Origin of the sequence: Mesorhizobium onobrychidis (assembly GCF_024707545.1) — a bacterium.
Taxonomy (GTDB): Bacteria; Pseudomonadota; Alphaproteobacteria; order Rhizobiales; family Rhizobiaceae; genus Mesorhizobium; species Mesorhizobium onobrychidis.
This window is the reverse complement of the sequence record NZ_CP062230.1, coordinates 126,184-153,112: the sequence shown is the minus strand read 5'-3', so window position 1 is coordinate 153,112 and position 26,929 is coordinate 126,184. Positions and strand designations below refer to the sequence as shown.

25 protein-coding genes and 3 pseudogenes are annotated in these 26,929 nt (G+C 58.4%); 17 read left to right on the top strand and 11 right to left on the bottom strand.

All coding sequences use genetic code 11. The annotated features are described in order from the left end of the window. Window positions 1–359: 359 nt before the first annotated feature. The 8 genes from IHQ72_RS36635 to IHQ72_RS36600 all read right to left on the bottom strand — a co-directional run bounded on the left by IHQ72_RS36635 (window position 360) and on the right by IHQ72_RS36600 (window position 7,417). The gene (locus tag IHQ72_RS36635; RefSeq protein WP_258124175.1) at window positions 360–3,713 is read right to left on the bottom strand and encodes an adenylate/guanylate cyclase domain-containing protein; all 3,354 of its coding nucleotides are present in this window, start codon (window positions 3,711–3,713) and stop codon (window positions 360–362) included. Between the two features lie 259 nt (window positions 3,714–3,972). Next, window positions 3,973–4,101 carry a hypothetical protein gene (locus tag IHQ72_RS36630; protein ID WP_258124174.1) on the bottom strand — a complete coding sequence of 43 codons (129 nt, stop codon included), beginning with the start codon at window positions 4,099–4,101 and terminating at the stop codon, window positions 3,973–3,975. Window positions 4,102–4,188: 87 nt separating this feature from the next. Further along, window positions 4,189–4,608: a hypothetical protein gene (locus IHQ72_RS36625; protein ID WP_258124173.1), complete on the bottom strand. Its 420-nt coding sequence runs from the start codon at window positions 4,606–4,608 to the stop codon at window positions 4,189–4,191. Between the two features lie 14 nt (window positions 4,609–4,622). Continuing rightward, the gene (locus IHQ72_RS36620) at window positions 4,623–5,174 is read right to left on the bottom strand and encodes a hypothetical protein (protein WP_258124171.1); all 552 of its coding nucleotides are present in this window, start codon (window positions 5,172–5,174) and stop codon (window positions 4,623–4,625) included. 1 nt (window position 5,175) lies between these two features. Then, window positions 5,176–5,580 (bottom strand): hypothetical protein, encoded by a 405-nt coding sequence (locus IHQ72_RS36615; protein WP_258124170.1) that lies wholly within the window; start codon window positions 5,578–5,580, stop codon window positions 5,176–5,178. Further along, window positions 5,581–6,279, bottom strand: coding sequence for a thermonuclease family protein (locus IHQ72_RS36610; RefSeq protein WP_258124169.1), 699 nt, complete (start codon window positions 6,277–6,279; stop codon window positions 5,581–5,583). Beyond that, a complete protein-coding gene (locus tag IHQ72_RS36605) occupies window positions 6,279–6,815 on the bottom strand; it encodes a thermonuclease family protein (protein ID WP_258124168.1) in 537 nt (178 codons plus the stop codon). The genes IHQ72_RS36610 and IHQ72_RS36605 overlap by 1 nt, the downstream gene beginning before the upstream one ends. Beyond that, entirely contained in the window at window positions 6,812–7,417 is a 606-nt protein-coding gene (locus IHQ72_RS36600; protein WP_258124167.1) for a hypothetical protein, read from the bottom strand. Before IHQ72_RS36600 ends, IHQ72_RS36605 begins: the two co-directional genes overlap by 4 nt. A 176-nt stretch (window positions 7,418–7,593) precedes the next feature. Here IHQ72_RS36600 and IHQ72_RS36595 point away from each other — a divergent pair, with 176 nt between their 5' ends. From IHQ72_RS36595 to IHQ72_RS36545, 11 genes are read left to right on the top strand one after another with little or no spacing between them, the layout of a single operon-like run. Then, the gene (locus IHQ72_RS36595) at window positions 7,594–8,538 is read left to right on the top strand and encodes a lytic transglycosylase domain-containing protein (protein WP_258124166.1); all 945 of its coding nucleotides are present in this window, start codon (window positions 7,594–7,596) and stop codon (window positions 8,536–8,538) included. A gap of 11 nt (window positions 8,539–8,549) precedes the next feature. Then, the gene (locus IHQ72_RS36590) at window positions 8,550–8,900 is read left to right on the top strand and encodes a TrbC/VirB2 family type IV secretion system protein (protein WP_236372199.1); all 351 of its coding nucleotides are present in this window, start codon (window positions 8,550–8,552) and stop codon (window positions 8,898–8,900) included. Between the two features lie 3 nt (window positions 8,901–8,903). Then, entirely contained in the window at window positions 8,904–9,203 is a 300-nt protein-coding gene (locus IHQ72_RS36585; protein ID WP_236372195.1) for a VirB3 family type IV secretion system protein, read from the top strand. 3 nt (window positions 9,204–9,206) lie between these two features. Continuing rightward, window positions 9,207–11,627 carry a VirB4 family type IV secretion/conjugal transfer ATPase gene (locus IHQ72_RS36580; protein ID WP_258124164.1) on the top strand — a complete coding sequence of 807 codons (2,421 nt, stop codon included), beginning with the start codon at window positions 9,207–9,209 and terminating at the stop codon, window positions 11,625–11,627. Continuing rightward, window positions 11,617–12,702 carry a lytic transglycosylase domain-containing protein gene (locus tag IHQ72_RS36575; protein ID WP_258124331.1) on the top strand — a complete coding sequence of 362 codons (1,086 nt, stop codon included), beginning with the start codon at window positions 11,617–11,619 and terminating at the stop codon, window positions 12,700–12,702. The genes IHQ72_RS36580 and IHQ72_RS36575 overlap by 11 nt, the downstream gene beginning before the upstream one ends. Window positions 12,703–12,713: 11 nt before the next feature. Then, complete coding sequence (locus tag IHQ72_RS36570; RefSeq protein ID WP_258124163.1) at window positions 12,714–13,415, top strand: type IV secretion system protein; 702 nt, start codon at window positions 12,714–12,716, stop codon at window positions 13,413–13,415. 19 nt (window positions 13,416–13,434) lie between these two features. Further along, window positions 13,435–13,620: a hypothetical protein gene (locus IHQ72_RS36565; protein ID WP_258124162.1), complete on the top strand. Its 186-nt coding sequence runs from the start codon at window positions 13,435–13,437 to the stop codon at window positions 13,618–13,620. 15 nt (window positions 13,621–13,635) lie between these two features. Then, window positions 13,636–14,673, top strand: coding sequence for a TrbL/VirB6 family protein (locus tag IHQ72_RS36560; RefSeq protein ID WP_258124161.1), 1,038 nt, complete (start codon window positions 13,636–13,638; stop codon window positions 14,671–14,673). Window positions 14,674–14,708: 35 nt separating this feature from the next. Next, complete coding sequence (locus IHQ72_RS36555; RefSeq protein WP_258124160.1) at window positions 14,709–15,404, top strand: VirB8 family type IV secretion system protein; 696 nt, start codon at window positions 14,709–14,711, stop codon at window positions 15,402–15,404. Beyond that, on the top strand, window positions 15,401–16,210 hold the full coding sequence (gene virB9, locus IHQ72_RS36550) for a P-type conjugative transfer protein VirB9 (RefSeq protein WP_258124159.1): 810 nt from the start codon (window positions 15,401–15,403) through the stop codon (window positions 16,208–16,210). Before IHQ72_RS36555 ends, virB9 begins: the two co-directional genes overlap by 4 nt. Continuing rightward, window positions 16,210–17,340, top strand: a complete 1,131-nt coding sequence (locus IHQ72_RS36545; RefSeq protein ID WP_258124157.1) for a TrbI/VirB10 family protein — start codon at window positions 16,210–16,212, stop codon at window positions 17,338–17,340. Before virB9 ends, IHQ72_RS36545 begins: the two co-directional genes overlap by 1 nt. Here IHQ72_RS36545 and IHQ72_RS36540 read toward each other — a convergent pair. Continuing rightward, a pseudogene (locus IHQ72_RS36540) lies at window positions 17,312–18,034 on the bottom strand (adenylate/guanylate cyclase domain-containing protein); the annotation flags it as partial. The gene IHQ72_RS36545 and the pseudogene IHQ72_RS36540 sit on opposite strands and share 29 nt — an antisense overlap. A 213-nt stretch (window positions 18,035–18,247) precedes the next feature. Between IHQ72_RS36540 and IHQ72_RS36535 the strand changes: the two are divergent. The 5 genes and pseudogenes from IHQ72_RS36535 to IHQ72_RS36520 all read left to right on the top strand — a co-directional run bounded on the left by IHQ72_RS36535 (window position 18,248) and on the right by IHQ72_RS36520 (window position 23,438). Then, window positions 18,248–19,897 carry an ABC transporter substrate-binding protein gene (locus IHQ72_RS36535; RefSeq protein ID WP_258124155.1) on the top strand — a complete coding sequence of 550 codons (1,650 nt, stop codon included), beginning with the start codon at window positions 18,248–18,250 and terminating at the stop codon, window positions 19,895–19,897. A 92-nt stretch (window positions 19,898–19,989) separates the two neighbouring features. Beyond that, entirely contained in the window at window positions 19,990–20,688 is a 699-nt protein-coding gene (locus tag IHQ72_RS36530; RefSeq protein WP_258124154.1) for a cobalamin B12-binding domain-containing protein, read from the top strand. Window positions 20,689–21,021: 333 nt separating this feature from the next. Further along, window positions 21,022–21,843: a hypothetical protein gene (locus tag IHQ72_RS36525; protein ID WP_258124153.1), complete on the top strand. Its 822-nt coding sequence runs from the start codon at window positions 21,022–21,024 to the stop codon at window positions 21,841–21,843. 23 nt (window positions 21,844–21,866) lie between these two features. After that, window positions 21,867–22,067, top strand: a pseudogene (locus tag IHQ72_RS37390) (DUF6894 family protein); the annotation flags it as partial. Window positions 22,068–22,562: 495 nt separating this feature from the next. Continuing rightward, the gene (locus IHQ72_RS36520) at window positions 22,563–23,438 is read left to right on the top strand and encodes an ATP-dependent DNA ligase (RefSeq protein ID WP_258124152.1); all 876 of its coding nucleotides are present in this window, start codon (window positions 22,563–22,565) and stop codon (window positions 23,436–23,438) included. Between the two features lie 31 nt (window positions 23,439–23,469). On the opposite strand, the gene IHQ72_RS36515 is transcribed toward IHQ72_RS36520, so the two are convergent. Together IHQ72_RS36515 and IHQ72_RS36510 are read right to left on the bottom strand one after the other, a co-directional pair. Continuing rightward, on the bottom strand, window positions 23,470–23,970 hold the full coding sequence (locus IHQ72_RS36515) for a DUF4432 family protein (RefSeq protein ID WP_258124151.1): 501 nt from the start codon (window positions 23,968–23,970) through the stop codon (window positions 23,470–23,472). After that, a pseudogene (locus IHQ72_RS36510) lies at window positions 23,960–24,214 on the bottom strand (inositol monophosphatase family protein); the annotation flags it as partial. The gene IHQ72_RS36515 and the pseudogene IHQ72_RS36510, both read right to left, overlap by 11 nt. 765 nt (window positions 24,215–24,979) lie before the next feature. Between IHQ72_RS36510 and IHQ72_RS36505 the strand changes: the two are divergent. Then, window positions 24,980–26,929 (top strand): hypothetical protein, encoded by a 1,950-nt coding sequence (locus tag IHQ72_RS36505; RefSeq protein WP_258124150.1) that lies wholly within the window; start codon window positions 24,980–24,982, stop codon window positions 26,927–26,929.

The window sequence follows — 26,929 nt, the reverse complement described above, 5'->3', positions numbered from 1 at the left end:
CTACATGTCACCCTGCCTCTGCTGCCGAACCCCGGCGGGGCGGGTATCGGCCACGGCCGCCCGGCGGTGGCGATCTCACACGGCTGGCGTTCCAAGGTCAAAACTCTATCTGCTGGCTGCCGCCAATGTGCGAGATGGACGGGAAGTTGCCGCTCGGCTCAACAGCCAGAACGAGCACGTTGCGCCAATTGTTGCCGTTCGCTTGTGGCGGAAGGAACGGCCACTGATGCAGAACGGTCGAGGCGATGTGAGGTGATTTGGACCCTATTCAGACGTCCGGGAGATTAGTTCTTGTCGTCGAGACAATACAAAGAACGACGCGTGCTCGGTTTGATCTTGGCGGCCTTCTGAAAGTGCATCTATCTAAATTGATCGAGTAGTTCCTTTGCTTCGACGAGATCACGAGTATCGAGACCTTCGGTGAACCAGGCGTGGACGGGGGCGAGCAGGTCACGCGCCTCTCCGTCGCTCCCGTGGTTGTGGTACAGCCGCGCGAGGCTAAGAGCCGCCCGCAACTCCAGCGATTTCGTACCTTCATCGCGGGCCATCGTCACGGCCCGTTTGAACCAGCTTTCGGCGGTATCGTCGTTCGGATTTTGCCGCAGCAGGAGTTCACCCTTGGTGCGGAACAACTCCGGGAGTTGATACTTCGAGCCGGACTGGGCAATGCTCAAGCCCTTATCCAGCAGGTCAAGTCCCTCGCTCGCCTCATCACACTCGCCGCAGGCCCGCGCCAGGACGCACAGGTAATATGGCATACTCACTTTGACGCCAGTCGCGCCGATGACTGCAATAGCCTCGCGCATCTCCGGGATGCCTTCGGCTGCCCGTCCCTCTTCGGCAAGCACCCAGCCGAGATAGAACCTACCCTGAGAGATTAAAATTGGCAGGGCGAACTCCTGAGCCTGCGCAGTCCACTTCTGCAACCATTGGCGTCCCGCGCCAGGTTCGCGCCGCATCAGATGGACGTTGGTGAGGTTCGACTGCGCAAGCACCAGCGTGATGGGATGAGACACTCGCTCGGCCAACACATTGGCCTCTCGGCAACGGACAAGGGCTTGGTCGGCATAGCCACGAAGCCAAAGCATCGACGCAGAGTAGATCCTGCAGCACACTCCGGGGTCGTGCCCTGAGTGGGTGTAAGTCAGAGCATGATGCCGGTCGGCGTCATAGGTCGCAATGCCGAAATTCACGTGGGCTTCTGCCGCGGCATAGTCTCCCAAATAGTACTTGGTGGCCCAGAGCTGATGATGGGCCTCGAGGAGATGGCCCGGGTCACCGGATGCCCGTGCGAGCTCCAGGCATTGAAGGCCGAGTTCGTCAGCAGCGGGCAAATTGCCAGAAATCATGTGGTACGAGGCTTCACCGCAGACCGCGACGAACAGCTGATTTCTGTCGCCCAGCTTCTCGGCAAGCGTTCGCGCCTTCGAAAAGGCCTCCAGTACTTCCGGAGCGCTCCAGCCCCTGGCCGTCTTCATGGCCACAGCCATGGCGTTCTGTAGTTGAAGCGCCTGGCGCAGGCGACCCTCGGAGTCGGGCAGGGAACCAACCACCTCAAGTCCCTTGCTAAGGTGGGCCACAGCCTCGCGGTTCGCGGACCGCTTCAGGGCTTGCTGTCCTGCCTTTATCCAATACTCAATAGCCTGCTCTGCGTTGCCTGCGGCGGTGTAATGGTGCGCCAGCATCTCAGGCTCGGCCTCTGTGATCTTGCGGAACTGCGCTTCCAACTCTGACGCGATGACAGCGTGGATCTGCTGCCGTCGGCTTTTGAGGAGGCTCTGATAGGCGGTGTCCTGGACGAGCGCATGCTTGAACGTGTAGGTCGCCTCGGGCGGGACACCGCGTCGAAATACGAGTTCGGACTTTTCAAGCTGCTGCAGGATGCCCTCGAGCCGGGCATGATCGTAACCGGCCACGGCAGCCAGCAGACGATGCTGGAAGACACGACCGATGCAGGCACCGATCTGGGCCACCTCCTTGACCGGGGCGAAACGGTCAAGGCGGGCCATCAGCGAATCCTGCAGCGTCGACGGGATCACAGGGAAGGGCAACGTCCGCGACAGGACATAGTGGTCGCCTTCATCGGTAAGGAGGCCGGACTCGAGAACTGTCTTGGTCAGTTCTTCGACGAATAGGGGCACGCCCTCGGTCCTGGCCAGAATTTGGTTTCTAACGTCCGCCGGCAGCGTCTTGCCACCAGCCACCCGGTCGACGATCGCTGACCCCTGATCGTGATCAAGGCGGTTGAGCGATACCGCAGTGACGTACGATAGCAGCGTCCACCGTGGCTTGAACTCGGGGCGGAAGGTGATGATCAGAAGCACAGGCAGGTTCTGCAAACCGTCGATCAGCATGTCGAGCCATTCGCTGGTCGTCGGGTCGATCCAGTGGGCATCTTCAATGATCATCACGACAGGTTGTCGCGCCGCAAATCCTTCGAGCAGTTGGATCAGGGTTGTCAGCGTTCGTGATTTACGCGCCTGAGGCGTCAGCTTCAGGGGCGCATAGCGGCCAAGTGTGTCGATCGACAACAGCTCCGCCAACAATGGTACCGTTTCGGCAATATCGGAGACAGCCTGTCGCAACAGAGTTTCGAGCTTATCGAGCTTCGTATCCGAAGTGTCGCTGTGCCCCAGTCCCACAGCGCGCTCGAGTTGCTTCGTGACGGGATAGAGTGCGCTGTTTGCGTGGTAGGTGGAACAGAAGTAGCGCAACCGGGCGTGCGGCTCGGCGCTCAATCGCTCCTCCAGCGCGGCAGTCAGCCGCGACTTACCGATGCCCGGCTCACCCGACAACAATATAGCTTGGCCTTTTCCGGCGCGAGCTTGCTGCCAGCGTTGGAGCAGAAGCTCGAGTTCCTCGGATCGCCCCACCAACGGCGTTGCAACGCCATGCAGCGCATCAAAGCGCCCCTCCGCATCTGCCTCGCCGGTGATGCGCCAAGCGGGAACGGGAGTTGCGAAGCCCTTCAGTTGCTGGTGGCCGAGATCGATCATGTCAAACAATCCGACGACCAGCCGGTGAGTGCCACCAGCGATCACGACCTTGTTCGGCTCGGCCAGGGCCTGCAAGCGAGCCGCAAGGTTGGGTGTCTCGCCGACGACGGCCTCTTCCTGCGCTGATCCTTCGCCCACCAGGTCGCCGACCACGACGAGACCGGTGGCAATGCCAATACGGACTGCAAGGGCTTCGCCTGATAGCGTCCTCAGGCTAGCGGTTGCCGCTGCTGCCGCCAGACTCGCGCGCACTGCCCGTTCGGCGTCGTCTTCGTGTGCTCTGGGCCAACCGAAATAGGCGAGCACCCCATCGCCCATGAGTTTAGCAACATAACCCTCGTATCGTGCAATCTCCGCCGACACTGCACTCTGGTAGGCACGGAAGACGTCGCGCATTTCTTCCGGATCAAGCCGCTGTGACAGCTCGGTCGAACCCACGAGGTCGATGAACACCACGGTCAGCTGCCGCCGCTCAGCCCCGCGTGCAGGCGGCGCAGACCCCTGAGCGGAAGCGGAACTCATGGGCGACATGGTATCGTCGTCCAGTGCGGCGATCGCCGCCATAACCTTACGGCGCGGGCCGATGGGTAGACCCAGCTCCCTTAGATCATCTTCTGTAAGATGCCGAAGCGCATCGAAATCAACTTCGTTCGCGGTGAACGCCTCTGCATATTTGTCCAGCCCGAGGCGGGCGAGCCAAGAAGCGATGTCCGGCATGATGCTACCTCGCTGGCCGGAAATCTATCACGACCGTCGCGCGCCGGACAGCAAGACTCCGCAATTCATGTCTTCGCTTTCGGAGCAAATACACCCCCAAAGTGGCCTGGGTGAATGTCGGCTCCAGCGCTTTCCGGACCTTCAAGATCGCGAGACTGAACGGCAGCCTCGGGTCAAATCGCGTCGCTGAGGCTGAGGCGGTCGAACGACAGCAACGGGGTCCGTACCCTGCCGTTGGCGCAAGTGAATCACTGCAAGATTAGGCAGAACGCAAGGGTGCAATCTGGCCCTGAATTTCGTAACGGAAGCGGGCGGCTTGACGACCACCAGAAAAACGCACGTTTTCCTTGCTGTTCGCCTCGATCTCACCGACCTGCGCCCGGTCCAAGGCACCTCCGATGGTCGCAGATTATCTGAGCCGAAAATCACGATGATCTCGCGCCCGCGCCCGGATGTTCTCAAGCCGCTACTACAGCTAGTCGATGGTAGCGATCCATTCGCCGGATGCACCTTTTGCAAACCCGACAACGCGATCCAGCGGCTGCGCCTGTGGTGACATCCTGATTGATGTCATGCACGAAACTCCGGGGCCGCTGCTGTTCTTGTCGCACTGGCCGAGAGCAAGCGAGATCTCGGGCATGTTGTTGCGGTCCCAAACGAGCGGCGAAGCTTGCTGTGCCTTCCGAAAGGCGGCTAGAGCTTCATCCTCCGTCGGCGCTTCGACGATCGGGGCCTGCCGAACAGGGCACAGCGAAGGATCGGCCGAAATAGCCGCTGTGAGTTCGGCCTTAGAAAGTGCCTGTGCTTCGACGCCGGGCATCGCAAGCCATGTGCCGCCAGCGCCGGCTAACAAGCCAACGGTGGCGGCAATCGCGAGAAGTGCGTTTTGGTTCACGCTGGAGTCCTCACCTAAAGATTCAAATTGAACCAGTGGCGTTGTTTTACGCCTTGGTCGTTTGGGATGTCGAAATACCAGGGATCGGTGCGGCGGGGACGCATTGACGAAATTTCTTTAGTGCAGCTATAGCTTCCGTTGTCGCTGTCACGACCAGCGCGACGAACGGGAATAGTGAGGCCATTTTTGTCGGCCTGGCTGTTAAACCTCGATTTGCAGACATTCACGGTCTTGACGCACTGATCGGGGACGCGGCGATTGCCTTCCTTGCCCCGCTCGCTATAGCCGACGTTCGAGCCTTCCGGGCAGTCTGCGTACTCTTGGCGGCCAGGTTCTCCAGCCTTTGCTTCGTGGCAAATCGGCCAAGAGAAGCCTGGCTTCGCCATGGCGCGAATGAGTTTCGTCATTGGCGGAACGCAGTAGGAGACGCCATGCCAGGACGGACTTTGCGAGGCAGCACAGAGCAGTACTTGGCAACCCCAGGAGGCATCTTGAGCCTTGGCGGCGGTAGCAGGCAAGATAGCGACGGCTGCTAGGCCGGCTGCTGCATAAAGCAGGTTTTTCATGTCAGGTGGTCCTCTCGATGGTGACTGCCGGTGTCGCCCGATCGACATGGAGATTGTCGACGGGTAGGGCGGGCTGCGCTCGATCGCCAGCGGCATAAATGATGGCGGCGATGATCGCGAAGGCTGAGAACCAGAATATCCCTATGCGGAACAGAAGCAGCTGGTTGGGTATGTCCCGGCACAGTGGCGGGAAAGCAAAGAGCCCAACCAGAAAGCTGTCGAATGCGAGGTTGCGTTGACTTTGAAAAAGGATCGACACGGCGAGCAGTAGCACAGCAAAGGGGCCATGCACCCACCAGATTCGTGAGGAAAGGACGATCAGCGCGAACGATATCGGAATGGCAAGCAACAAGCTCGCCAAGGGATCGTTTGCGATGGAGTTCGCAGTATGGGCGAAGTCTGGCAACTATCGATCTGTCCTCTTCGGTTTTTTGCGAGCGTCGGCGAAGGGAGGCGAAATTTCGCTTTCCCGTTCTGCAAGAAGATTGAAATCAGCGATCGGCCGGCGATCTAAGGTCTTGTCCACGGCCTTCAGTCGCCACTCATTCATATCGAGGACGTAAGTGGCCCACATGCCGTAGCGTGCTGCCATCGCGTAGTTCTGATAGGTGAGATACTGGCCGTTGACAGGGTTGGGAGAGGCGACCCGCGCCCAACCGACACGAAGCATCTCGAGGGCGAGGTCGCGGCCGGAGGCGGCGCAGCGAGCGAGCGGCACGCCGTCACGATTGTAGCCGAGAACCGTACATTCGATTCTCTTGTCGCTGACTGTGCGTTTCAGCCATGCTTTGGCGAGCGGTCCACATGGGACCGGGAGCGGCGCTTTCGTCTTCGCGCGGTTGCCCCACTTGGGATTAAGCGCCCATTGCGGCAGCTCGCACGCATCGATGTCGGCGAGGCGCACCCGTTGTGCATATTGCGGATACCAAAGCGTCCGGCCATCCATGACCGCCACCCGGCCGCGAAAGACGGGGAAGGCCGGAGCCGGCGCTGCGGCTTGCGGCTCGAGTCGCGGCGGCAATGGCGGCTCGTCGATGATGTCCGCGGCGATCGAGGGATCCGCGATGACGGTGGATACGGCGGCGGCGAATATATGCCTTTTCATTACTTCGCTTTCTTGGCGCGTTCGTTTGCCAACCTGCTCAAGAGGATGGCCGGGTGCTGAACGTCTTCGAACTGCCACAGACCGGCCCGTTGCTCTCGGGCGCTTTGTTCGGCAACGGCATAGGGAGGGTGAAACGGCAGCCCTTCGGCATTGAGGGCAGCGAAGGCATATCCGCTAGTGACCATCATGGTCGCAAGGTCAAGTCTGTCCTTGCCGACTGTGGCGTAGCAGACGACGTAAGCCGTATTGGCGGTCTTCGCGACAGGCGCACAAACCGGTCGGGTGTCTTTGATGTAGGCGGAGAAAACGGCGAGCGAGGCATCGCCGCAATCTCGCTTTTGGCCTGTCTTGTCGGTGTAAGTGGTGCCGCGAAGGCAAGATTGCACACCGTAGAGACGATAGCGGTTGCCGTCGGCAACCCATGTGTCGCCGGATTCGAGCGTCACGCCAGGTTGAAGATCGAAGTATCCCGCAGGCGCGGCATTGATCTCTCCTGATGTGAGGACTGCCGCTAGATAAATCGCGGCCCTTCTCATTGGCCTTTGACCCTCGGATCGGCCCACATCCCGTACCCTTGTTTGCCGATGCGTTGTGCTTTTTCGAGATCCGCGCGCGCGGGCGAACCATCCGGGTTTTTCACCACTCGAAGTGCGCCAAGGGAGACCAGCTCGTCTTCAAGCATGTCAACGCTGTCGAGGCTGCCGGGATAGTTATAGTAGCCGTAGCAAGTCGCATCCTGGCTCGGTGCATTCTGTTCGCTGACGAAGGCGCGGCAGAAGAGAACCTTTGCTGACCTCAGCATCACCTGCAATTCTTGCTGCGCGAAGCCGCTGCATGATCCCGAATATCCTTCGGTGCGATTCACCATCTCGCCGCTGCATGGCTCGACGCCGTAGAGATGCAGTGTTGTCTTGTCGTCGATCTGAATGTCGGTCGCCGAGACAGCCTTATATCCACTGGCAGATGCAAAGCCCTTGCGATCCACGACTTTACCGCTGCCGTCATAGTATTCGACGACCAGGACTGTCTTGCCCGGCGACGCCAGCGATTTGACGTAGTCCTTGTCGATGTCCGGCGCAGCGAAGGCAGACGTTGCCAATATGCAACTTGCGAGTGCGGCGATGATCGTGCCTTTCATTTTCTAGCCCTTACCATCTTGGTTATATTGGATTCCCTGCACCTAGGGGGTTTAAGTATGGCGCAAAAACATGTACCAGTATGCCATATCGATATCATACCTGTTAGAACTTAATCGGTTTTCATCGCGATCTCAACACCTCAAATGAGGTGGGGCTGTTGGCAGGAAGGGCTAGGATGGCAGCTGATTCACGCATCGTTCTGCTGATAGGTGTAGCGGCGCTTTCGACCTTGGGAGGAGGAGCATCCCAGGGCGGCGAAATCCTTAAAAGAGCGCCAAAACAGCATGCTTCCATCAGCAATCAGGGGAGCCCTGCCGCTCTTAGCGAAACCGCGATCACGGCCATATTCGATAGACGGTGGTCCAGCCCTGAAAGCGACTTCGTCCTTGGTGCCGATGGCGTTGTGCTATCAGAGCCAGCGGCTAAAAAAGCCGCCATGACTTCTAACCATATCGGTAACACTTCTTCAGCGCAGAGAGCCAAGGAAGATAAATCGGTTGACGCCGATCTAGTTAGAAGCGCCACGGGCGCAATAAGCCACAATGGCATTATTGTTCCTGACAAACAGGACACGGAAAACGTGCGGCAATGCGGCCCATCTCCATTAAGTGCGTCTGAAACCAAGACGTTGGTCGTTGAGTCAGCACGTCGCCACAAGGTCGATGAAGTATTTGCGACGGCCATTGCCTGGGCTGAGAGCGGCTTTGATCGAATCCGAAACTCGGAGAAGGGCGCGCGCGGGCCGATGCAACTCATCCCTGCGACTGCGGCACAATTCGGTGTGCGCGACGTCTGCGATCCCGCGGAAAACATCGAAGGCGGGATGAAGTACCTGCGGGTGCTCCTCGACGAATTTCAAAATCCACTGCTGGTCGCGGCCGCCTACAACGCCGGGGAACGGCGGATTTATGAGTACGGCGGCATTCCGCCTTTCAGAGAGACCGTCGGCTACGTGGCGAAGGTTGTGAACTATCAGCTTGGCCTGCCGATGCCGGCAACCACGGGCAAGTCGCCGGCGGATGCTTCGGAAGCAATCGCCGATGCAGGCGATGATCGAGATGTTGGCGTCATCGCGGTCAAGAAAACCGGCAGGTTCGTCGGCGGCGTGATGCATTTTTGAAGGAGAGAAGTATGAGAATTGATGCGGTAAGGGGACCGGGGGCAGGGGCTGTCAAGCTGGCGGCGCTACTCGGGCTCGTGGCGGTTATGCAGGTGGCTGGCGCCGATCTGGTGCTTGCACAAGGCACTGGCGGTGGTGGTGGTGCATTCGGGCCGCTTCAAACCGCCGTACAGATGATTGTTGACTTCATCACCGGTCCGTTTGGTCGGTTGCTCGCGATCATTGCCGTCATCGGACTGGGCTTTCTGGCATTTGCGGGCCGTCTGTCTTGGTTCACAGCGGGCGCGGTTGTCATCGGCATCGGTTTGGTGTTCGGCGCTCCCAATATCGTCGATGAGATGATCTCGGCTGTCGGCAATTGACCGATGGCTGAGCACCAGGACGAAAAGCCTCTGGTGACCCCGTTGGTGATCGGACTAACCCGGTCACCAACGCTGTGGGGCGTGCCGTACATGGCCGTCATCATCATCGTCGGCATAACCATCATCGGCTGGCTTGGGACGAATTCGCTGTGGGCGCTCCTGGTAGCTCCGGTGAGCTACCTCTTCCTGTTTTCGCTCTGCACTTGGGATAGCAAGATTCTTGACGTGTTGCAGGTGGCGTCCCGGAAGACTCCGCGGACGCCCAATAAGACATTTTGGGGAGCCAACTCATATGGGCCGTAACGGATGCTGAAAGTCGTTAGAGAAGAACTCGGATTTGGGAAGGTCGCTAACAAAGAGCGGCCTATGGCGACTCATATTCCTTATTTACGGCACGTCTCGAATACGGTCGTGGGGTTGGAGAATGGCGCCCTTCTTTGCGTGATCAAGCTGGATGGCCTGTTCTTCCAGACGGAGGATCAGGCTGAGCTCAATATGCGCTCGGTCGTCCAGAACACGATGATCCGGGCGCTCGGATCAAGCCGTTTTTCCGTCTGGTCGACGGTCATCCGGCGCGAGGTCGATACGGAGATTGAGGGAACCTTCGATGATCCGTTCTGCGATCTCCTGAACAGGCGCTACATGGAGCAGTTGCGCCGGAAGCGCATGTTCACAAACGAGATCTACCTGACCATCGTGCGATCGGGGATGCGCGGACCGCTCGGCTTGAGCGATGCGGCCAAGCGCCTTCTGGATCGGACTGCCGGCGGCGATGCGCGCGGGCAGCAAACGCGCGAGGATGTGACGGAGCTCGAGGAGCTGATCGGAAACATCACGCGCGAGCTTCAGAAATACGGTGCCCGGGCGCTCGGGATCAGCAATCGCGACGGCGAGCCCTATTCGGAACCTTGCGAGTTTTTCAATACGATCCTGACCTGCGGTGTGCCCCGGAAGATGAGGCTGCCCCGCATGGGCATGCGCAATTACGTCGGAACGTCGCGGTTGCATTTCAGCAAGCGGACCATGCAGGCGCAGGGTGCCATAGAAGAAGACAACCGGTTTGGCGCGCTGTTGTCCGTCAAGGAATATCCGCCATTCACCGGTCCAGGGATGCTGGACGGCCTGCTGCAGGTGAACCACGAATTCATCCTGACGCAATCATTCACGATCGCGGACAAGCCAATTGCCCAAGAGCGGATTAGTCGCCTGCAGCGGCAAATCCAGGCGTCTGATGAAGCCGGTAGTTCGGTCGAGCACGACATCGACTTTGCGCTCAATAGTCTCATGAACCAGGAAGCCGTGTTCGGGTTCCATCATCTGTCATTGTTGTGCCTGTCGCGAGATCTGGAAGGTGTAAGCCGCTCCGTTTCGGAGCTCGGATCGTGCCTCACCGACATGAACATCAACTGGCTGCGAGAGGACGTGAACCTTGAAGCGGCCTTTTGGGCGCAACTGCCGGGAAATCACAGCTACATCGCCCGCAAGGCCATGCTGTCGAGTGCAAATTTCTCGGGCCTATCGTCGATGCACAATTTCGCGACCGGGCAGGCCGACCGGACACATTGGGGCCTGCCGATCACGATCCTCGAGACAACATCGCAAACGCCCTATTGGTTCAATTTTCATCGTCGCGATATCGGTCATTTCACAGTCGACGGTCCCACTGGGTCGGGCAAGACCGTGGCGATGACTTTCCTTCTGGCGCAAGCCTTCCGGGTATCGCCGGCCCCCAAGGCCGTGTTCTTCGACAAGGATAGGGGCGCGGAGATTTTCATCCGTGCGATTGGCGGCTCCTACGAAGTGTTGTCGCCTGGCACGCCGACCGGCTTCAATCCGTTGCAGCTTGAGAACACCGGGCCGAACCGCGAGTTTCTGTTGCGCCTGCTCAAAGCCATGCTGCGGTCGGGCGATCGGCAGGACTTTTCACCAGAAGACGAAGACACGCTCGAACGAGCGATCGCCCGCCTGATGCAGGAGCCTGCGGCTGAACGCAATCTGCCAAATCTTTCGGACCTCCTCGTCGGCCGTTCTCGAGCCGACGCGAATGATCTTCATTCCCGACTGCGACCTTGGATCGACGGTGAAAAGGCGTGGATGTTCAACGCTCCGCACGATGTCTTGTCGTTCTCCGGAAGAAGCGTCTTCGGTTTCGACATGACGAGCATCCTCTTGACTGAGGATCTTCGCACGCCGGCGCTGATGTACATCTACCATCGCCTCGACGAACTGCTGACCGGCGATCCTGTCATGTTCTTCATGGACGAAGGCTGGCAGCTTCTCTCGGACGAGACGTTCAGCAACTTCATCGTCGACAAGATGAAAACCATCCGAAAGCTGAATGGCATCGTCGGCTTTGGTACGCAATCAGCGGCCGATATCGCCAAGGCCAAAGCGTCTCACACGATTATCGAGCAAGCAGCAACGAACATCCATTTCCCGAATCCGCGCGCGGATGACGAGAGCTACATCAAGCGATTTGGGCTGACGGTCAAAGAATTCAACTTCATCAAGAATACCCCGCCTGAAAAGCGCACGTTTCTCATCAAGCACGGCAATGACTCCGTCATTGCCCGTCTCGATCTGTCGACAATGCCGGAGGTCGTAAAGGTGCTCTCCGGCAACAAGAAGACGATCGAAGAGTGTGCAGCGCTGCGGGAAAAATATGGCGATGAGCCTGAACACTGGCTGGCTGAATTCTGCGGATGGGAGAGGGCCAATGGAGAATAATCCTGCTCTATGGCTGATGTTGACGGCGCTTGCCGTACCGGCGCCGGCATTGGCGGGAGGAGTGCCCGTTATCGACGGTGCGAACCTGACTGAGCGTACGACGAGGGACGAAAAGACGACCGAAATCGAAAAAGTCGACAAGGATCGTTTTTCCGTAAACAAGAGCGTCACTTGCTCGGTGTACCGGCCTGGCCGGCGAGACGATCCGGTAGCAGCTGCCAACGCCAATCCGGAAATTGCCGGTCTGGTGAAGCGTATCGCCCGAGAGGAAGGCATCAACGAGAACGAGTTTCTCGCTCTTGTGTACCAGGAAAGCCGTTTCAACCCTTGTGCAAAGTCAGGCGTGGGCGCGATCGGCCTGGCACAGCTCATGCCCGGCACGGCTGCCGATCTCGGCGTTAACCCTCACAACATCGAGGAAAACCTGCGCGGAGGCGCCAAATATTACCGGCAGCAATTGAGGCGCTTCAACGGCAACGTGAACCTTGCCCTTGCGGCCTACAATTCCGGTCACGGCAACGTCCAAAAATACGGCGGCATTCCGCCGTTCAAGGAGACCCAGGGCTACGTAAAAAACATCACGCAAAGATGGCTTCCGGCCTTTGGTGGCTCGGATCAGGCAAACATCCCGCTCAACTACGGTGGCGGCAACACTGCCTATAGCGGCATGCGGAACTCAACGATCAACGCCATGGCGACGTCGCAAGCGGCGACCGATAGCGTCGGAAATGCTGCCTCGTGGCTGCAGCAGTTGGGTGGGATGCAGAGTGGTACGATCCAGGACAGTTGGGATCACAATTCCGGCGCCCGCAATGCCAATCTCGAAATGATGAATCAGGTCATCCGCATGGGAACGGCAATGGGCGACCTGATCAACTCTCGCAACGCCAGCACGGCAAGCAATCTCTCGGGCACTTCGCAGTCCTCAGATTTTAAGGACGAGGACAAAAAACCGCGCGAGACAGCCGGCCTCTGCGATCCGCGCGAAGGCCTCGAATGGAGCCCGACGGAGAAAGCATGCGTTCAGAAACGCGAACGCGCGGCCAACGTAAATCTGATGTTGAAGCCACAATGAGGGAGAATACCATGAAGCGCCTTATCATTTCTGCGTCGGTGATAGTCCTTGCATCGGCCGCATCCGCACAAGTTCCTGTGATTGACGGAGCAAACTTTGATGTAGCGAAACAGACAGCCGCGACCACAGACAAGATCCTCGGCACGAACAAGGAAATCCTCACGACCGTCGAGCAGACCTTGAAGTCTGTGACAGGCGATCGCGGCAGTGATGCCAACCAGATGCAGGACCTGGCCGTCGGCAATGGCTTTTCAGTTTCGTCGATGCCGTCATTCGATAGCCTGCTCCAAGGCGGTGTGCCGAATTTCGGCGGCATGGGCGGGGACATCGCCAAAGTTGCCACGACGTTCATCAATGGTCTGCAACTGGTCAAAAGTCTCTCTGGCCAAGCGAACAGCACGTTCTCTGGCGATAAGTCCTACGAGGAGCTGGTGAACACCGTACTTGGTGTCGCGGCACTGGTGAATGGGTCGCAACAGGCGGCCCAGACGCGGAAAAGTGCTTTTGAGCAGGCAGGCCAGCAGATCGGCCAGGCGCAGGACATCAAGGGCTCGATCGACCAAAACACGCAGCTTCAGGTGCAAGCGGGCCTGACGATCAACGAACTGATCGGTGTGATGAACGGCGCGGTTTCGTCTCTCCAGGCGGACAATCAGCGGCGTCTGACCGATATCTCCAACTCGAAAAAGGCGCTCAACTACAGTGGGAACTAAGCCGATAAAAACAGCGACAGTGACGACGCTTTTCGTGGTCGTGGCCGCTCTTTCCGGCTGCGGCACGGTCAAGGAGAAGACCGCGCCCTGCAAGCGGCCGGCAAACCTGACGTCTTATGCGCCGGATCCCCGTCTCGAGTGCGGACCGATGATGCATGTCAATGGCGATGCATCTGCGGCCTTCGAGGCGATCGAAGTGGAATAGGGACGCTAGGCGGCAATGCAGGATTTCTTGGGCGAACTGCTGGACAGGATAGAGCAGACAGGGGCGAATTTTTCTGAACGAGCCTACGAAATTGTCGGCGGCGAGATCGTTCCACTGCTCAATGTCATGTTCCTGGCCTATGTCGGCTATTACGGCCTGCAGCTCTTTATGGGAACTGCTCGCGTCAGTGTCAGCGAAATCATCGGTCGCGTCGTTCGCATGCTGCTGATCCTGACACTGGTGAGCCAGTGGAGCCATTTCAACACGTTCTTTTACTCCTGGCTCAACAATACCCCTGAAGACGTCGGGCGGGCCATCCTCACGGCGACCGGGACAGGTATCACCGAGCCGACGAACGGCCTGTCGATGATCTGGAAAACAGCGAATGAAGCGGCTTCGGCATTTGCCGAACAGTCAGGGTATTTTTCGGTTCTCCCTTCAATGGTCGGCTTCCTGATCATGTTGTGCGTCGCCGTCTTCATTGCCGTTGCCCTCGCAATCTTGCTGCTCGCCAAGGTGATGATGTGGGTCCTCATTGGAACCGCGCCGATTTTCATCGCTTGCATGCTCTTTGAACAAACGCGGAACCTGGGCGTCTCATGGTTTCAACAGGTTCTGCTCTACGCGCTGATTCCGCTCTTCGTTTATGTCGTTGCCGCTTTCTTGATCGCAGCCATGGACCCTGAGTTGACGAAGGTATCGAACGCGGCGAACCAAAGACGGCTCCAGCTCAGCGATATTTCAGCCTTTCTTCTGCTTTGCTGCGCCGGCACGTTTGTACTGATCAACATCCAGATCCTCGCACAAGGGATAGTCGGCGGAGTGGCGGCCGGTATCGGCAGCGTTGCGAGAATGGTTGGTCGATACACCGGCTTGACGGCGCCTATGGACGTGTCGCGGGCCGGCATCAAGGGCGCAAGGATCGGCTTCCAGGGTGGCAAGAGCCTCTACACCCGCTTCCGTGGCAACGGCGGCCCCACAATGACATCCGGTGGAGACGGTGCAAAGGCGGCTATGCAGAACCGGATAAGCAGCCACAGCATGCCTCGTTGAGGCTGTTGGTTCGTAAGAAGTAAGGGCTAGACCAGATGGCAGATTCTAAGGACGTTGCTCTCAGGAGTTATTTTCAGGACGGTGATCGTTGGGAAAATGAGATCGTCAAAAAGGCGAAGCGCTCGCGCGCGCTCGCGTGGTTTGTGACAACGATTTTCGGGGCGACAACGCTTCTGGCGCTTGCTGCTTTGGTGCTGCTCGTACCGTTAAAGAGCTTTGAGCCATACATCGTCGAGGTCGACAAGAACACCGGCTATATGGAGGTCAAAACGGGCCTGACCAGGCCGTCGAACCTGACCGAACAGCAGGCAATCACCCAGGCCAACGTCGTACGATATATTCGCGCGCACGAAGGCTATGATCCGTTCGCCATAGAAGAAAATTTCGGCATCGCCGCACTGTTGTCGACAGGCGACGCGGCCCGCGAGCTGCAAGAGCTCTATAGCGCCGCTAACCCGAACAATCCGGCGAAGGTTTATGGGAAGAACAAGCGCGTCCTCGTCGAGATCAAATCGGTGACGTTTTCGAACGCCAGCACAGCGCTGGTCCGTTTCTCGACGACGGAAAAGACCGACACGGACTCGATCGTCCGGCACTACATTTCCGTCGTGCGCTACCGCTACACTGATACGCCGGTGACAAACGAGTGGCGCTTCGAAAACCCGCTAGGCTTCCAGGTCTATAACTATCGTCGCGATCAAGAGACCGTGACGCCAGGAGCTCAGGGATGATGAAACGCCTCCTGATTTCGGCGGCGATCTGCGCCGCGATCCTGACTCACGCCCATGCGGCGCAAACGCCTCGGCCAGGCAGCCTCGATGCGAGGGTGACGAGCGTTGTCTATCAGCAAAACAACGTGGTGAAGGTGGCCGCGACCTATGGAATCTCAACAATGATCATCTTCGATGAAGATGAGAAGTTCGAGACCATTTCGCTCGGCGACACCGAAAGCTGGCAGGTCGCGCCCTCCGAGAAAGGCAACATCCTGTTTGTGAAGCCCATCGCGAAAAACGTGGCAACAAACATGAACGTCGTCACCACCAAGAGGATCTATTTCATCGAATTGAACGATTTTGCGCCCGATGCCGGCAAGAAGGTCTTTGGGGTTAGGTTCGTCTACCCGGAAAACGACCTGAACGCCGCACTACGGAAAGAGGCCGAGCATCGCGCCTCTCACCCCAATGTCTCGAACATCGACAAGGCAAACGTCAATATCGACTATTCTTTTTCCGGCGATCCGTCGCTCAAGCCGTCCATGATTTTCGACGACGGGAAGAAGACGTTCTTCAAATTCAGCGGGCGCATGCCTGCAATATTCGCTGTGAATTCCGATTTCTCGGAAACGCTCCGCAACTTCCGCAAGGAAGGGGAATATCTGGTCATTGATGGCGTGGCGACCCAATACACGCTGCGTGACGGAAACCAGTGGACGTGCATTTTCAATCTGAGAAAGCCTGATTTTGGCGCACCGGATCCCGATATCCTCGGTCCAGCTCCCGATCGCGTTGCGTCCAAGCGCAGAAGGAGCGGCAACTGATGAAACGCACCCCCGAACTAGAAGCGATGCTCTCGGCCGACGAAACGGACGTCAGCAACAAGAATGCCAAACGCAACCAGGTCCTGGGCGCCGCGGCACTCCTGCTCGGCGGTGCCGTCGCGGCCTATTTCGTTCTCGCCGGTGCCCAGGAAAGGCCTCGTGACGTGCTGGATGGTGACGAGGAATTCAGGACCACCACGTTCCGGCCCCCGTCCTTCGTTCGTGATGTCGAAGAGCCGCCGGCCGCTCCTGACAGTGAGATCATATCGTTGCCGCCGCCACCGCCGCCCCCCGCTGAAGAAAAGCCGGACACGACAGCGTTCAACGTGCCGCCACCTCCGGCACCTGTAGTTGCCGCTCCCCCGCCACCCGAAGCCGCCGAACCGCCGCCGGAAGAATTTCCGGAGCGCTACAAGTCGGCGATGGTCGTATTCGACAACAAGGGTTCGGCGGCCGATGGTGGTACGCTGGCCGGTGACGAAGGCGAAGGCCTGAGTGTCGCCGGCGAGGACCGCAACAGCAAATATCTGGCGGCAGCAGCGAACTTGGCCGACAGATCAGCGACAGCACGCCAGATCAAGCGTATCGACGCCATGATCCCGGAAGGAACATTGATTCCAGGCATCCTCGAAACGGCAATCGTCAGCGACTTGCCAGGACAGATACGCGCCATCACCTCGCAGGACGTTTATTCCTTCGACGGAAGGCGCGTGTTGATCCCGACGGGAACCCGGCTGATCGGCGAATATCAGTCCGATGTCGTCAGGGGCCAAAAGCGCATCTTCGTCATCTGGACGCGCCTCATCCGTGACGATGGGGTGTCAGTGCGCCTCAATTCCATCGGCACGGATAGCCTCGGCCGCTCCGGCCTCACCGGCATTGTCGACAACAAGTGGCGCGAGAGGTTCGGATCAGCCGTCCTTCTCTCGATCGTCGGCGCCGGCGCAAGCTATCTGACCGGCTATGGCAGCGACGAAGCTTTCGGCGACGAAAAGGATGATGCTAAGCGCGGCGAAGAGCTCGCGCGTGACACCATCGCGCAAACCTTCTCCGATATGGCGAACCAGGCACTCTCCGAAAATCTTCGCAGTAGGTGCTCTCGTCCGATCTTTGCTGTAGAGCGCGCGTAAGGCGCGATTTGCCAATTCCCGGTTCCCCTGAGAGCAAGACAACCTGCCCTTCGCCATCTCGCGTCTCGTCCCATCGCCGCTGCAGCAGAGCCAGCTCCTCCTCGCGGCCAACGAGCGGTGTGAGCGCGGCTGGGTGCAGCGCCTCGAAGCGGCTCTCTGCTTGGCTTTCGCCGATCACTCGCCAAGCACGCACTGGCTGGGCGAAGCCCTTGATATGCTGAGAGCCGAGGTCGGCAAGTTCGAACAGACCACCGACTAAGCGGCGCGTGTTCCGGCTGATCACCACGCTATTCGGCTCAGCCAGCGACTGCAGCCGTGCTGCCAGGTTGGGTGTCTGGCCGACGACAGACCTCTCCTGCGCCTCCCCGGCTCCGATAAGCTCTCCTACCACCACGCCGCCTGTTGCGATGCCGACGCGGACCTCCAACGACAGGTCGTACTTTGGCTTAAGGCTGTGAATGGCCTCGACCGCGGCGAGGCCAGCCCGCACTGCGCGTTCCGCCTCGTCTTCATGGGCTCGCGGATAACCGAAATAGGCCAGCACGCCGTCGCCCATATATTTGGCGATGTGCCCTTCGTAGCGCGCAATTGCGGCCGCCACGGCGCTCTGATAGGCCCGCAAAAGTTCACTCATCTCCTCGGGATCGAGCCTTGACGCGAGCGCGGTCGAGTCGACCAGGTCGACAAACATCACTGTCAGCTGGCGGCGCTCGGCGTCTGGGGCTGCCACGGTCGTGACGTCGACCGCAGCGAAGGCTTGCGAAGAACGGGCGGGCGCAGAACCCGCGCCGTCGCGGAGGGCGGCAATTGCCGCAAGCAATCTACGGCGGTGGCCGACCGAGGTGATGAGGCATCCGACCAGGAGCCCATGAGATCAATATCGGGAACACTAACAAGGGAGAAGAAAATGGGACTTTTCAGAAGCAATGGAAATCGCGTTCCGGCTGCCATCGAAAAGATGGCGAGCGACGTGAAAGCGGGACAAATGGACCGGCGCGAGTTTCTCGCGCTTGCGAGCACGTTCGGCGCCTCGGCTGCGATGGCCTACGGCTTGATTGGCGTAGCATTGCCCCAGCCCGCACGCGCCGCCGAGCCAAAGAAGGGCGGGACCCTGCGTGTGTCCATGCCCGTCAAGGCGCAGAAAGACCCACGTACCTATGACTGGGTGGAACTTGCCAACATTTCTCGCTGCTGGCTCGAGCCGCTGGTTCGCTACACGCACGAATTCACATTTGAACCTGTCCTGCTGGAAAGCTGGGAGGTCAATGAGGATGCCACCGAATATGTCTTCCATGTCCGAAAGGGTGTGACCTGGAACAATGGCGATGCTTTCGACGCCGATGACGTAGTCCTCAACATAACCCGCTGGTGCGAGAAGGGCGTCTCCGGCAATTCGATGGCCGCGCGCGTCGGGGGGCTGATCGATGCCAAGACCGGCAAGGCGAGAGATGGGGCGATCGTCAAGGTCGACGATCATACCGTCAACCTCAAGCTAAGCGAGCCGGACATAGCCATCATCGCGAATTTCACCGACTATCCCGGACTGATCGTCCATCGCAGTTTCGATGCCGGCGGCGCCGACCCCGTCGCGAAGCCGATCGGAACCGGGGCATTCGAACTGGTATCCTACTCTGTCGGCAGCAAGGCTGAAGTCAAACGCCGAGAGAATGGCAAATGGTGGGGCGGCGAAGCTCTGCTCGATGGCGTGCAATTCGTCGACTATGGAACCGACTTCCAGGCAACGGTGGCTGCCTTCGACTCCGGTGAGATCGACGTCAGTATGGAGACGCCGGCTGACTTCATCGACATTCTGGACAAGATGGACGTGGTCAAATTGGAAGTCGCCACCGCAACGACGCTGGTGTGCCGCACCAACACGACCAACAAACCATATGACAACAAGAAGGTCCGTAACGCGCTGCAGATGGCGGTCGACAACAACACTGTCCTTCAACTCGGCTATGCAGGACGGGGAACGGTCGGCGAAAACCATCACGTCAGCCCGATCCACCCGGAATATTTTGCCCTGCCTAAGAAAAGCCGGGACGTCGAGGGCGCGAAGAAACTCATTGCTGAATCCGGAAATGCCGACTTCGAGCATGAGCTGATTTCGATCGACGAAGACTGGCAGAAGAACACCGGTGACGCCATTGCGGCGCAGCTTCGAGAGGCCGGCATCAAGGTCAAGCGCACGGTGCTTCCGGGTTCGACTTTCTGGAACGACTGGGCGAAGTATCCCTATTCGCTGACCGTTTGGTACATGCGACCGCTCGGGGTTCAGGTCCTAGCGCTGGCTTATCGCACTGGCGAGGCTTGGAATGAGACTGCTTACGCAAATCCCGACTTCGACGCCAAGCTCAAGAAGGCGTTCTCGGTCAGCGATGCCGCCAAGCGGAAGGAACTGATGCAGGACATCGAAGATGTGCTGCAGGATTCTGGGGTCATCATCCAGCCGTTCTGGCAAAGCCTCTTTGGTCACATGAACAAAAAAGTTCAGGACTATGCAATCCACCAGACTTTCCAGATGGATTTGCAGAAAGTCTGGCTGGCAGCCTAGCAGACTCCCAAGGCTCCAACCGGAAGCCTGGTCGGTGCCCCATCGAGCATGGGGTACCGACCTCCTTTGAACTATGCGTGAGGCGACCCGACATGTCCGACGACGAGATCATCCTTTCCGACCTTTCCGTCGACGAGTTGGTGCAGCAGATGCACGACGATCTTTATGACGGGCTGAAGGACGAGATCGAGGAAGGCACACAGATCCTCCTCGAGCGCGGTTGGGCGCCCTACAAGGTGCTGACCGAGGCGCTGGTCGAAGGCATGCGCATCGTCGGCGAGGATTTCCGCGACGGCATCCTGTTCGTGCCGGAAGTGCTTTTGTCCGCCAACGCGATGAAGGCCGGCATGTTCATCCTGCGCCCGCTGCTCGCCGCCACCGGCGCGCCCAAGCAGGGCAAGATGGTCATCGGCACCGTCAAAGGCGACATCCACGACATCGGCAAGAATCTCGTCGGCATGATGATGGAAGGCGCCGGCTTCGACGTCATCGATCTCGGCATCAACAATGCCGTCGAAAAATACATGGCAGCGATTGAGGAGCATCAGCCCGACATCATCGGCATGTCGGCGCTTTTAACCACGACCATGCCCTACATGAAGGTCGTCATCGATACGATGAAGGAAAAGGGCATCCGCGACGACTATGTCGTGCTGGTCGGCGGTGCGCCGCTCAACGAGGAGTTCGGCAAGGCAGTCGGCGCCGACGCCTATTGCCGCGACGCTGCCGTGGCGGTCGAGACCGCCAAGGACTTCATGAAGCGCAAGCACAACGTCCGCGCTTCGGCCTGAGCTTTTTAGCCAATTCATATAGCAATCTCAATAGATTAGCCTGAGATTGATACACCAAACCTAGCGCAACACGTTGCAACATATTCCGCGCATTTGTGCGCTTTGCAACGTGTTGCAATTCAGTCCATGCAACATACCTGCAACACAACAAATAGCCCGCCGAAGCGGGCTTTGCCCAGGCGAAACCCGACGGTGAGAAAGCTAGGCTAAGGAAAGTCAAGGCGGAAGAGAGGGCGCTACCCAAGAAGGAGGCCCGGCCGAAAGCGGCTGCTATTGGATCGAGGCAACTATGCCGCGAAAATTACCTACAGTGATCCACTATGATTATCGTTCTTGTTGGCCTACGCCGGCATGGCAGTTGCAGATCGGTGGGCGCCGCAGCGCATCTTGACGAGCTTTGGTGCAGCGCGCAGACTCACCTATTGGGTCTACTTAGAAAAACGCGCTGCCATCTGGAGAAGAGTTATGTTCAAGCGCTCCTCCACGGCAATCATACTGGCAATCATGTTCATCCTAGTGGTTGCCCTTGCCGTGATCTGTGTCGCCTACGGCTTTGTCCGTACAGCCCCAGACAAGGACACCCCGACCTTTCTGTTCTGGCTAGAGGTGGCGAAAACCAGCATCCAACTGATTTACATAGGCATTGGCGGCGCGATCGTGACGAGTTTGCTGAAGGTCTTGTCCGACAGCGTGCAAGCACGCCGGCAGGTTGAGGCCGCAAAGGATCAATTCCGCAAGGATCTCATCAACGGGTTCGTCAACGCCCGATATGAAGCAACCGGCAAGCGCGACACGTTTCTCAACGCCCCGTCGCCAAAATTGGCAGGCCTCTACCGATCCATGGTGGAGGATGAGTTCATTGTCGTAAAGGAAAAGCTATCGCGAGTTTGGCATGACGTTGAGACTGGGAAGCAGTCCCTGACCTACAGTGAGGAGATCAAGGAAGGTGTCATAGCCATGAAGGAATTTTTCGACCAAATGCTTGTCGAATACAGATCCGTCAAGGACTCCCATGTGCCTGACGCTATGGATTTTTTCGAAAATCTGCCTTTCTTCGGCGACTTCCTGAAAGAGGGGGAACATTTCAAATCGTTCATCAACAGCTACCGGACTACGCTTAGCCTCGTCAGGCTGGACCTGCTGGGGCCTAACTAAACCCGTGGGCCGCGGGGCTCGATGCTGCCCGACTGGAGGCGTCCGCTGCATTGGCTGAGTATGTAAGGAGCGTCGCATTTACCCAAAGCCGCCGCCGCATGGAAATCCAGGTCTGCGACGAACGCCACCGGCCAATTTTGAAGGCGACGATGGTTTTCGAGATCGAGGTCTGGGCTAGGGTGGGTGACTATTCATCCCGCCAATCGGAATGCGCCTTGTCTTGATGTCGACAAGCCGCCTCACCCGGATCGTCTGCCGCTCCACGGCAGGCAACGTTTCGAACGAAACTCGCATCCATTCTCGCTTTCCGCACTGCTCACAGCGCATCCGAATGGAGTCCGCGGGCACATCGCCGGCCAAAGCCGTCGGGCATTTCCTCGCCGGGCACATGCACCTTCTTGAGAGCCGAGCGGACAAGTTCTCGCTGGGCGTGCGTTTCGACCTGAATGTCTAAGTGAAGGATGGATTCGTATCCGCCCTCCCTGAAGTGGTAGAACCACTCTCGGTCGGGCTGTGAGCGGTAGCCGTTTGCTGTCACGGGGCTCGGCTTCAGCTCTCGGCTTCCTGTCGTGCGGCCTTCCCATGTAGCCAGCGGCTTCGTTGTCGGTGCGGAGCTTCATTGATCTGCAACGTTGACGATGTCGGTTTGTTGCCGCACCGTGTATTTCTTGAACCTAATATAACCGGAAGGATTGAATCGCGGTCTGTGAGTGCCGTTCATGCGTTTGAAGTTCGTCGCGCCGTTGATGCCGACCTTGGTGGAGAAGCCTCCCGAGGGTGACGACTGGATTCATGAGGTCAAGTTCGACGGCTACCGATCGCAGATTGTCATCGACGACGCGGACGTTCGCATCTTTACCCGTCGTGGTCTGGATTGGTCGGCAAAATATCGAGACTTGGTTGACGCAGCTAAACGGCTGGACGTCCAAAACGCCATCATCGACGGTGAGATCATCGTCACCAATGAGGCGGGGCTGTCCGATTTCGCAGCCCTACGGAAAGCCATCACGAGCCGCCAGCACGACCTCTATCTCGGCGCTTTCGATCTGCTGCACCTAAATGGCCACGACCTACGCGACATGGTACTGGAGGACAGGCGGGAAATTTTGGCCGGCCTGATAGAGCCAGGTAGCCGCATCCAATTCAGCGAGTCATTGCCCGGCGAGCCAGACGCGATCTATCATCTCCTAGATTTGGCCGGTCTAGAAGGAATGGTGTCGAAGCGATCTGACTCAAAGTACCGCAGCGGCCCGACGACCAATTGGCTGAAGACTAAATGCTTCACCATCGGCGAATTCGAACTGCTCGGCGTTGAGCGTGAAAGGGGTAAGCCGGCATTCGCGCTCATGGCCGAGCCCGGCACTCGAAAATATGTGGGGAGCGCGTTCGTGAGCGTCAACCGCGAGATGCGGGAACGACTTTGGAAAAGAGTCCAGGAACATGCCGGGCCACCGCCCAAAGACATGCCAAGGCGGCCGGCAACGCAGTGGGTCAAGCCAGGCATCAAAGCCCGCGTGAAGCACCTTCGGGGCGAGGAAGATCTTCGCCATGCCTCACTGCAGGACTTCTGGGATGAATCCACGCAGAGGCGATGAAGGCAGACTTGTCCTTCGCATCGACAGAATCTCAGCGTTCATCCCCGTACCCTGAAATTGTCGCCCGCTGGCTGGAAATCCGCCCATGCAGCGGATTGAAGACCTGTCTTCGGTGCTTGTGGATGTAGCGATCCGCACCATCGCGTCGGGCGGCACCGATGTGGTCCAGGCCACAGGTGACGAGAAAACCATCGAAATTCCTATAAAAGCCGACGCCTTCTTCGGCATCGACAGAGTTTGGCGGCCAGGGCAAGCCGTTTGCGCTGTTCCATCCGATGTTTATTCCGCGCCAGGTGGCGCTCGAGACATCGAAGCCTCGGTCTACTGCGATCTCGAAGCCGACACCGGTCGCGTTGCGGACCACGAGAAGCCGCTGGCCTCTGCCGGGACCGTCTTCGACTTGCAGCAGGCGGATGTCTGCGACGCCCCTGCCATCGACGGTAAGTTGCCGCAATTGTCCCAGAGTCAACGGATAGTCCGGATAGTCCTCTGCTGGCTTGTCGGCTCGCGTGTGCTTGACTTCACGCCGCACCGACGGTCTCCAGAAGTGGGCGCACTCGCTCCAGGAATTCATCGCTTCCGCACGCGAATCGGAGCTTCTCCTGGAGCTCTGTCTGGTCCCAGTCGATGGTATGCGAGATCCCCAGATTGGCGAGGATGGGTAGTCCTGCCATCACGTCCCAAGTCGAGTCGCCCACGGCCACGTACCCGTCGGTCTCGCCCATCGCCACCTCGATGAGGGAGAGAGTTGACGACCCGCAGCAACGGAAGGTTATGCGTCAAAACACCATGACAGGAATCCTAATAAATTTCAAACGCTTGCATGCCGATGGTGAAGAGATGGGGCCGCTAACTGGGGCATGTAGAAAGTGATCACTCGTGATTTTCCACGCTTGGGCCTGGTCGCATTTGCTCAGCACTTTGACGTCCCGATCAAACACGGATTCCTCGCGCTATCTTCCTCGTTAACGGCCCTCTGAACGGCTGAACGACTTCTCTGTTCCTCTGGCGAACACATCGCAAAACTAGGCGCGGCGACGGTGCCGAAGGCTGGCAAGACTACTCGCGACATGGCGACCTGAGCGGGAATCAGCGAGCACGGCGCAGAACAATCCTGAAAAACAGTACCTGTTCGCGGAAACGCGTCGGGAGCCGCCCCCACGCTTTGATGGCTACCGAGTCGTAACTTTCCGCGATTTGAGCGCGGGTGGATCGCGTCGATGCACCTGGGCGTCCCAGCGAGACCTAATCGGGATGGCTCAGTTTGCTGGTGGTTGCGGAATTAAGGCGCGGCCTAGAGAGCCATGTAAGCCCGACAAGAAAACTCGCAGTGGTTCAGGTTTCTACTTACCTCGATTTAAATATATTGCCGGATCACGCTTTATCGGATACTTTATTGATAATTGAGTGGAGAGTGTCGATGAAGACGTTGTTTCTCCTGCTTTTTTTCACCGCTGCTATGCCGGCAACAGTGTTCGCGCAAGCGGCCTGTAACCCGGCTGTCCAGACCTGCCGCTGACTGGAAGATGTGAGAAATCGCGATGGATGATGTTATCGCGTTACTCTTTGGCGCGATCGTTATCGTATTCTTCTCATACGAACGATTCAACAAGGCGACTTATCAAGGTGGCGGCCGGCATTTGCAGCGGCTGATCGACGTCTTGTCGCCGGACAAGCTGAGAGCGCGCCGCGTCGTGTTGAACGCCTACGCACTTTATGCGTCCACGCTTCTTCTGATCTATGCATTTCTTTGCGCCTATGCGGAGATCCTGCCTCTCATCGGTGGTCCCGATCTCACCTCGAAGGCTCTCGGAGCAAGCAAACTTCCAGAGAGCGCCGCCGACGCGGCGCGAATTTTCACTGGCTTCACGCCTGCCAATACCGGCACTCTCCCTTCTTGGACGCAAACGCCTCCCAATCCGGTGGTCAATCAGGTGGAAGGTGGCATTGGAATTGACGCGCGCGTCTCGCTGACGGTGGCGCTCATTCTTGTCGGCCTGGCGCCGACCTTTCCCATCCTGCAGCGTTTCGAAGAATGGATGCGGTCCGCCGCCCACCGCCTGGCTGGGATTCCCACGCGCGTTCTGGCTGCCAGCGAAGACCTCCGACGCCGCTCGCTTGAGCTCGACCCCGGCACGGACGAGAAAAAGTTGGGTGACACTCTCCTGATTCCGTGGGGATATTGGGAGCGCTTGCGGTTCTACAAAAAGCACGCGGGAAACGCGCTGACGGCTCCGGAAGATTTCCGGAACGATCTGGAGCTGATATTCGGCACGTTGGTGTGGATACTCGACCGAAAGCTGAAGCTGTCGAATTCGCGGGGCCGCGAGCAGTTTGCGCAGCTTGAAGATGAGTTGCGCCTACGCATAGAGAAGCTCATTTCAGCACTCGACGAAAAGACCGGGTTTTCACCTGGCGAAGCAGCACCTGTCGAAATTCCCACTGTAAAGGCCGAGTCTAATCCGCCAGCTAATGGCGAGGCTGCGACGCCGGCCAAAGCCAACCTGGTCACTTGGGATAGGATTGCCGGGGAGGCCGAGGAGCTCGCGGACGATTTGTGCCTCCTGCTCGCGCTCTATGTCGAACACGAAATCATCGTTGAGAAGAATATTGCTTCATCACGCGATCTCAACAAGGAGACATCCAATCGACAGCAGAGCCTTGCGAGAGCGAAGCTGCACGGTTTTCTTGGAGATTTGATTGGAACGCAATTGTCTCCCGCACCGATACGCTCGCATTCGATCATCGTCTGGCTGTGGAGCAGCGGCACAATTGTTCTGCTTTCGCTGGTCTGGAGCTATTATCCCGGCTCCCTCGAGTGGCAGCTTCAGCGAGAAGAGCCGGGCAACATCTATCTGCGGGCACTAAACCATGTTTCCACGGCTTTCACCTGCTACTGCATTCCGATGGTGGTCGTTCTCGCGATCCGCGATGCCGGCATCCAGGCGAACCGCTGGCGCAACATCTGGCGTGTGCACTGGACGGTAAGCCTGCCGCAACTTCTGCTGGTGTTCGTCTTGTCCTGGGCCGTATCGACCCTATTCGTGGTCGGCGTCGCTTTCTGGCAGGCAGAGTTCGTCAGGGCATGGACCACGATGCGGCTCACCTTCGAGTATAATGCGCCGACACCCCTCCGCGGCAGCGTGTTAGCCATCATGGTGATGCTCCTGCTCGACGCCCAGGCCGTCCATGTCACGGACCCTACCAAATTCCGATTTCGGCCGTTCTCCAGCTTCCTGTGGGGGATTTCGGCTGCTCTGGTCGTGGGTATCGCCGGCGGACTGGGTCGTACCCTGACGTCTTGGGCGAGTGCGCAAAATGCGTTCGCGCCCCGATCGTCGCTGGACGCAGTCGATCGCGGATTGATCGTCTACGCAATGCTGAACTCGGCCATCATTGGCTTCGTCGTGGTCTTCTGCGTCAGCGAACTGTTGTCCAACCACCGCAGTTTCGCGCTTCGGCGCGCAGCGCTCAAGCGGGACGAGGCCTGA

Excerpts from the sequence above, each read along its gene's own strand:
- IHQ72_RS36570 (WP_258124163.1), top strand. The coding sequence starts at position 12,714 with ATGAAGCGCCTTATCATTTCTGCGTCGGTGATAGTCCTTGCATCGGCC.
- IHQ72_RS36595 (WP_258124166.1), top strand. The coding sequence starts at position 7,594 with ATGGCAGCTGATTCACGCATCGTTCTGCTGATAGGTGTAGCGGCGCTT.
- IHQ72_RS36580 (WP_258124164.1), top strand. The coding sequence starts at position 9,207 with ATGCTGAAAGTCGTTAGAGAAGAACTCGGATTTGGGAAGGTCGCTAAC.
- IHQ72_RS36600 (WP_258124167.1), bottom strand. The coding sequence starts at position 7,417 with ATGAAAGGCACGATCATCGCCGCACTCGCAAGTTGCATATTGGCAACG.
- IHQ72_RS36575 (WP_258124331.1), top strand. The coding sequence starts at position 11,617 with ATGGAGAATAATCCTGCTCTATGGCTGATGTTGACGGCGCTTGCCGTA.
- IHQ72_RS36535 (WP_258124155.1), top strand. The coding sequence starts at position 18,248 with ATGGGACTTTTCAGAAGCAATGGAAATCGCGTTCCGGCTGCCATCGAA.
- virB9 (WP_258124159.1), top strand. The coding sequence starts at position 15,401 with ATGATGAAACGCCTCCTGATTTCGGCGGCGATCTGCGCCGCGATCCTG.
- IHQ72_RS36620 (WP_258124171.1), bottom strand. The coding sequence starts at position 5,174 with ATGAAAAACCTGCTTTATGCAGCAGCCGGCCTAGCAGCCGTCGCTATC.
- IHQ72_RS36520 (WP_258124152.1), top strand. The coding sequence starts at position 22,563 with ATGCGTTTGAAGTTCGTCGCGCCGTTGATGCCGACCTTGGTGGAGAAG.
- IHQ72_RS36530 (WP_258124154.1), top strand. The coding sequence starts at position 19,990 with ATGTCCGACGACGAGATCATCCTTTCCGACCTTTCCGTCGACGAGTTG.
- IHQ72_RS36635 (WP_258124175.1), bottom strand. The coding sequence starts at position 3,713 with ATGCCGGACATCGCTTCTTGGCTCGCCCGCCTCGGGCTGGACAAATAT.
- IHQ72_RS36610 (WP_258124169.1), bottom strand. The coding sequence starts at position 6,279 with ATGAAAAGGCATATATTCGCCGCCGCCGTATCCACCGTCATCGCGGAT.
- IHQ72_RS36545 (WP_258124157.1), top strand. The coding sequence starts at position 16,210 with ATGAAACGCACCCCCGAACTAGAAGCGATGCTCTCGGCCGACGAAACG.
- IHQ72_RS36605 (WP_258124168.1), bottom strand. The coding sequence starts at position 6,815 with ATGAGAAGGGCCGCGATTTATCTAGCGGCAGTCCTCACATCAGGAGAG.
- IHQ72_RS36585 (WP_236372195.1), top strand. The coding sequence starts at position 8,904 with ATGGCTGAGCACCAGGACGAAAAGCCTCTGGTGACCCCGTTGGTGATC.
- IHQ72_RS36590 (WP_236372199.1), top strand. The coding sequence starts at position 8,550 with ATGAGAATTGATGCGGTAAGGGGACCGGGGGCAGGGGCTGTCAAGCTG.
- IHQ72_RS36555 (WP_258124160.1), top strand. The coding sequence starts at position 14,709 with ATGGCAGATTCTAAGGACGTTGCTCTCAGGAGTTATTTTCAGGACGGT.
- IHQ72_RS36505 (WP_258124150.1), top strand. The coding sequence starts at position 24,980 with ATGGATGATGTTATCGCGTTACTCTTTGGCGCGATCGTTATCGTATTC.
- IHQ72_RS36560 (WP_258124161.1), top strand. The coding sequence starts at position 13,636 with ATGCAGGATTTCTTGGGCGAACTGCTGGACAGGATAGAGCAGACAGGG.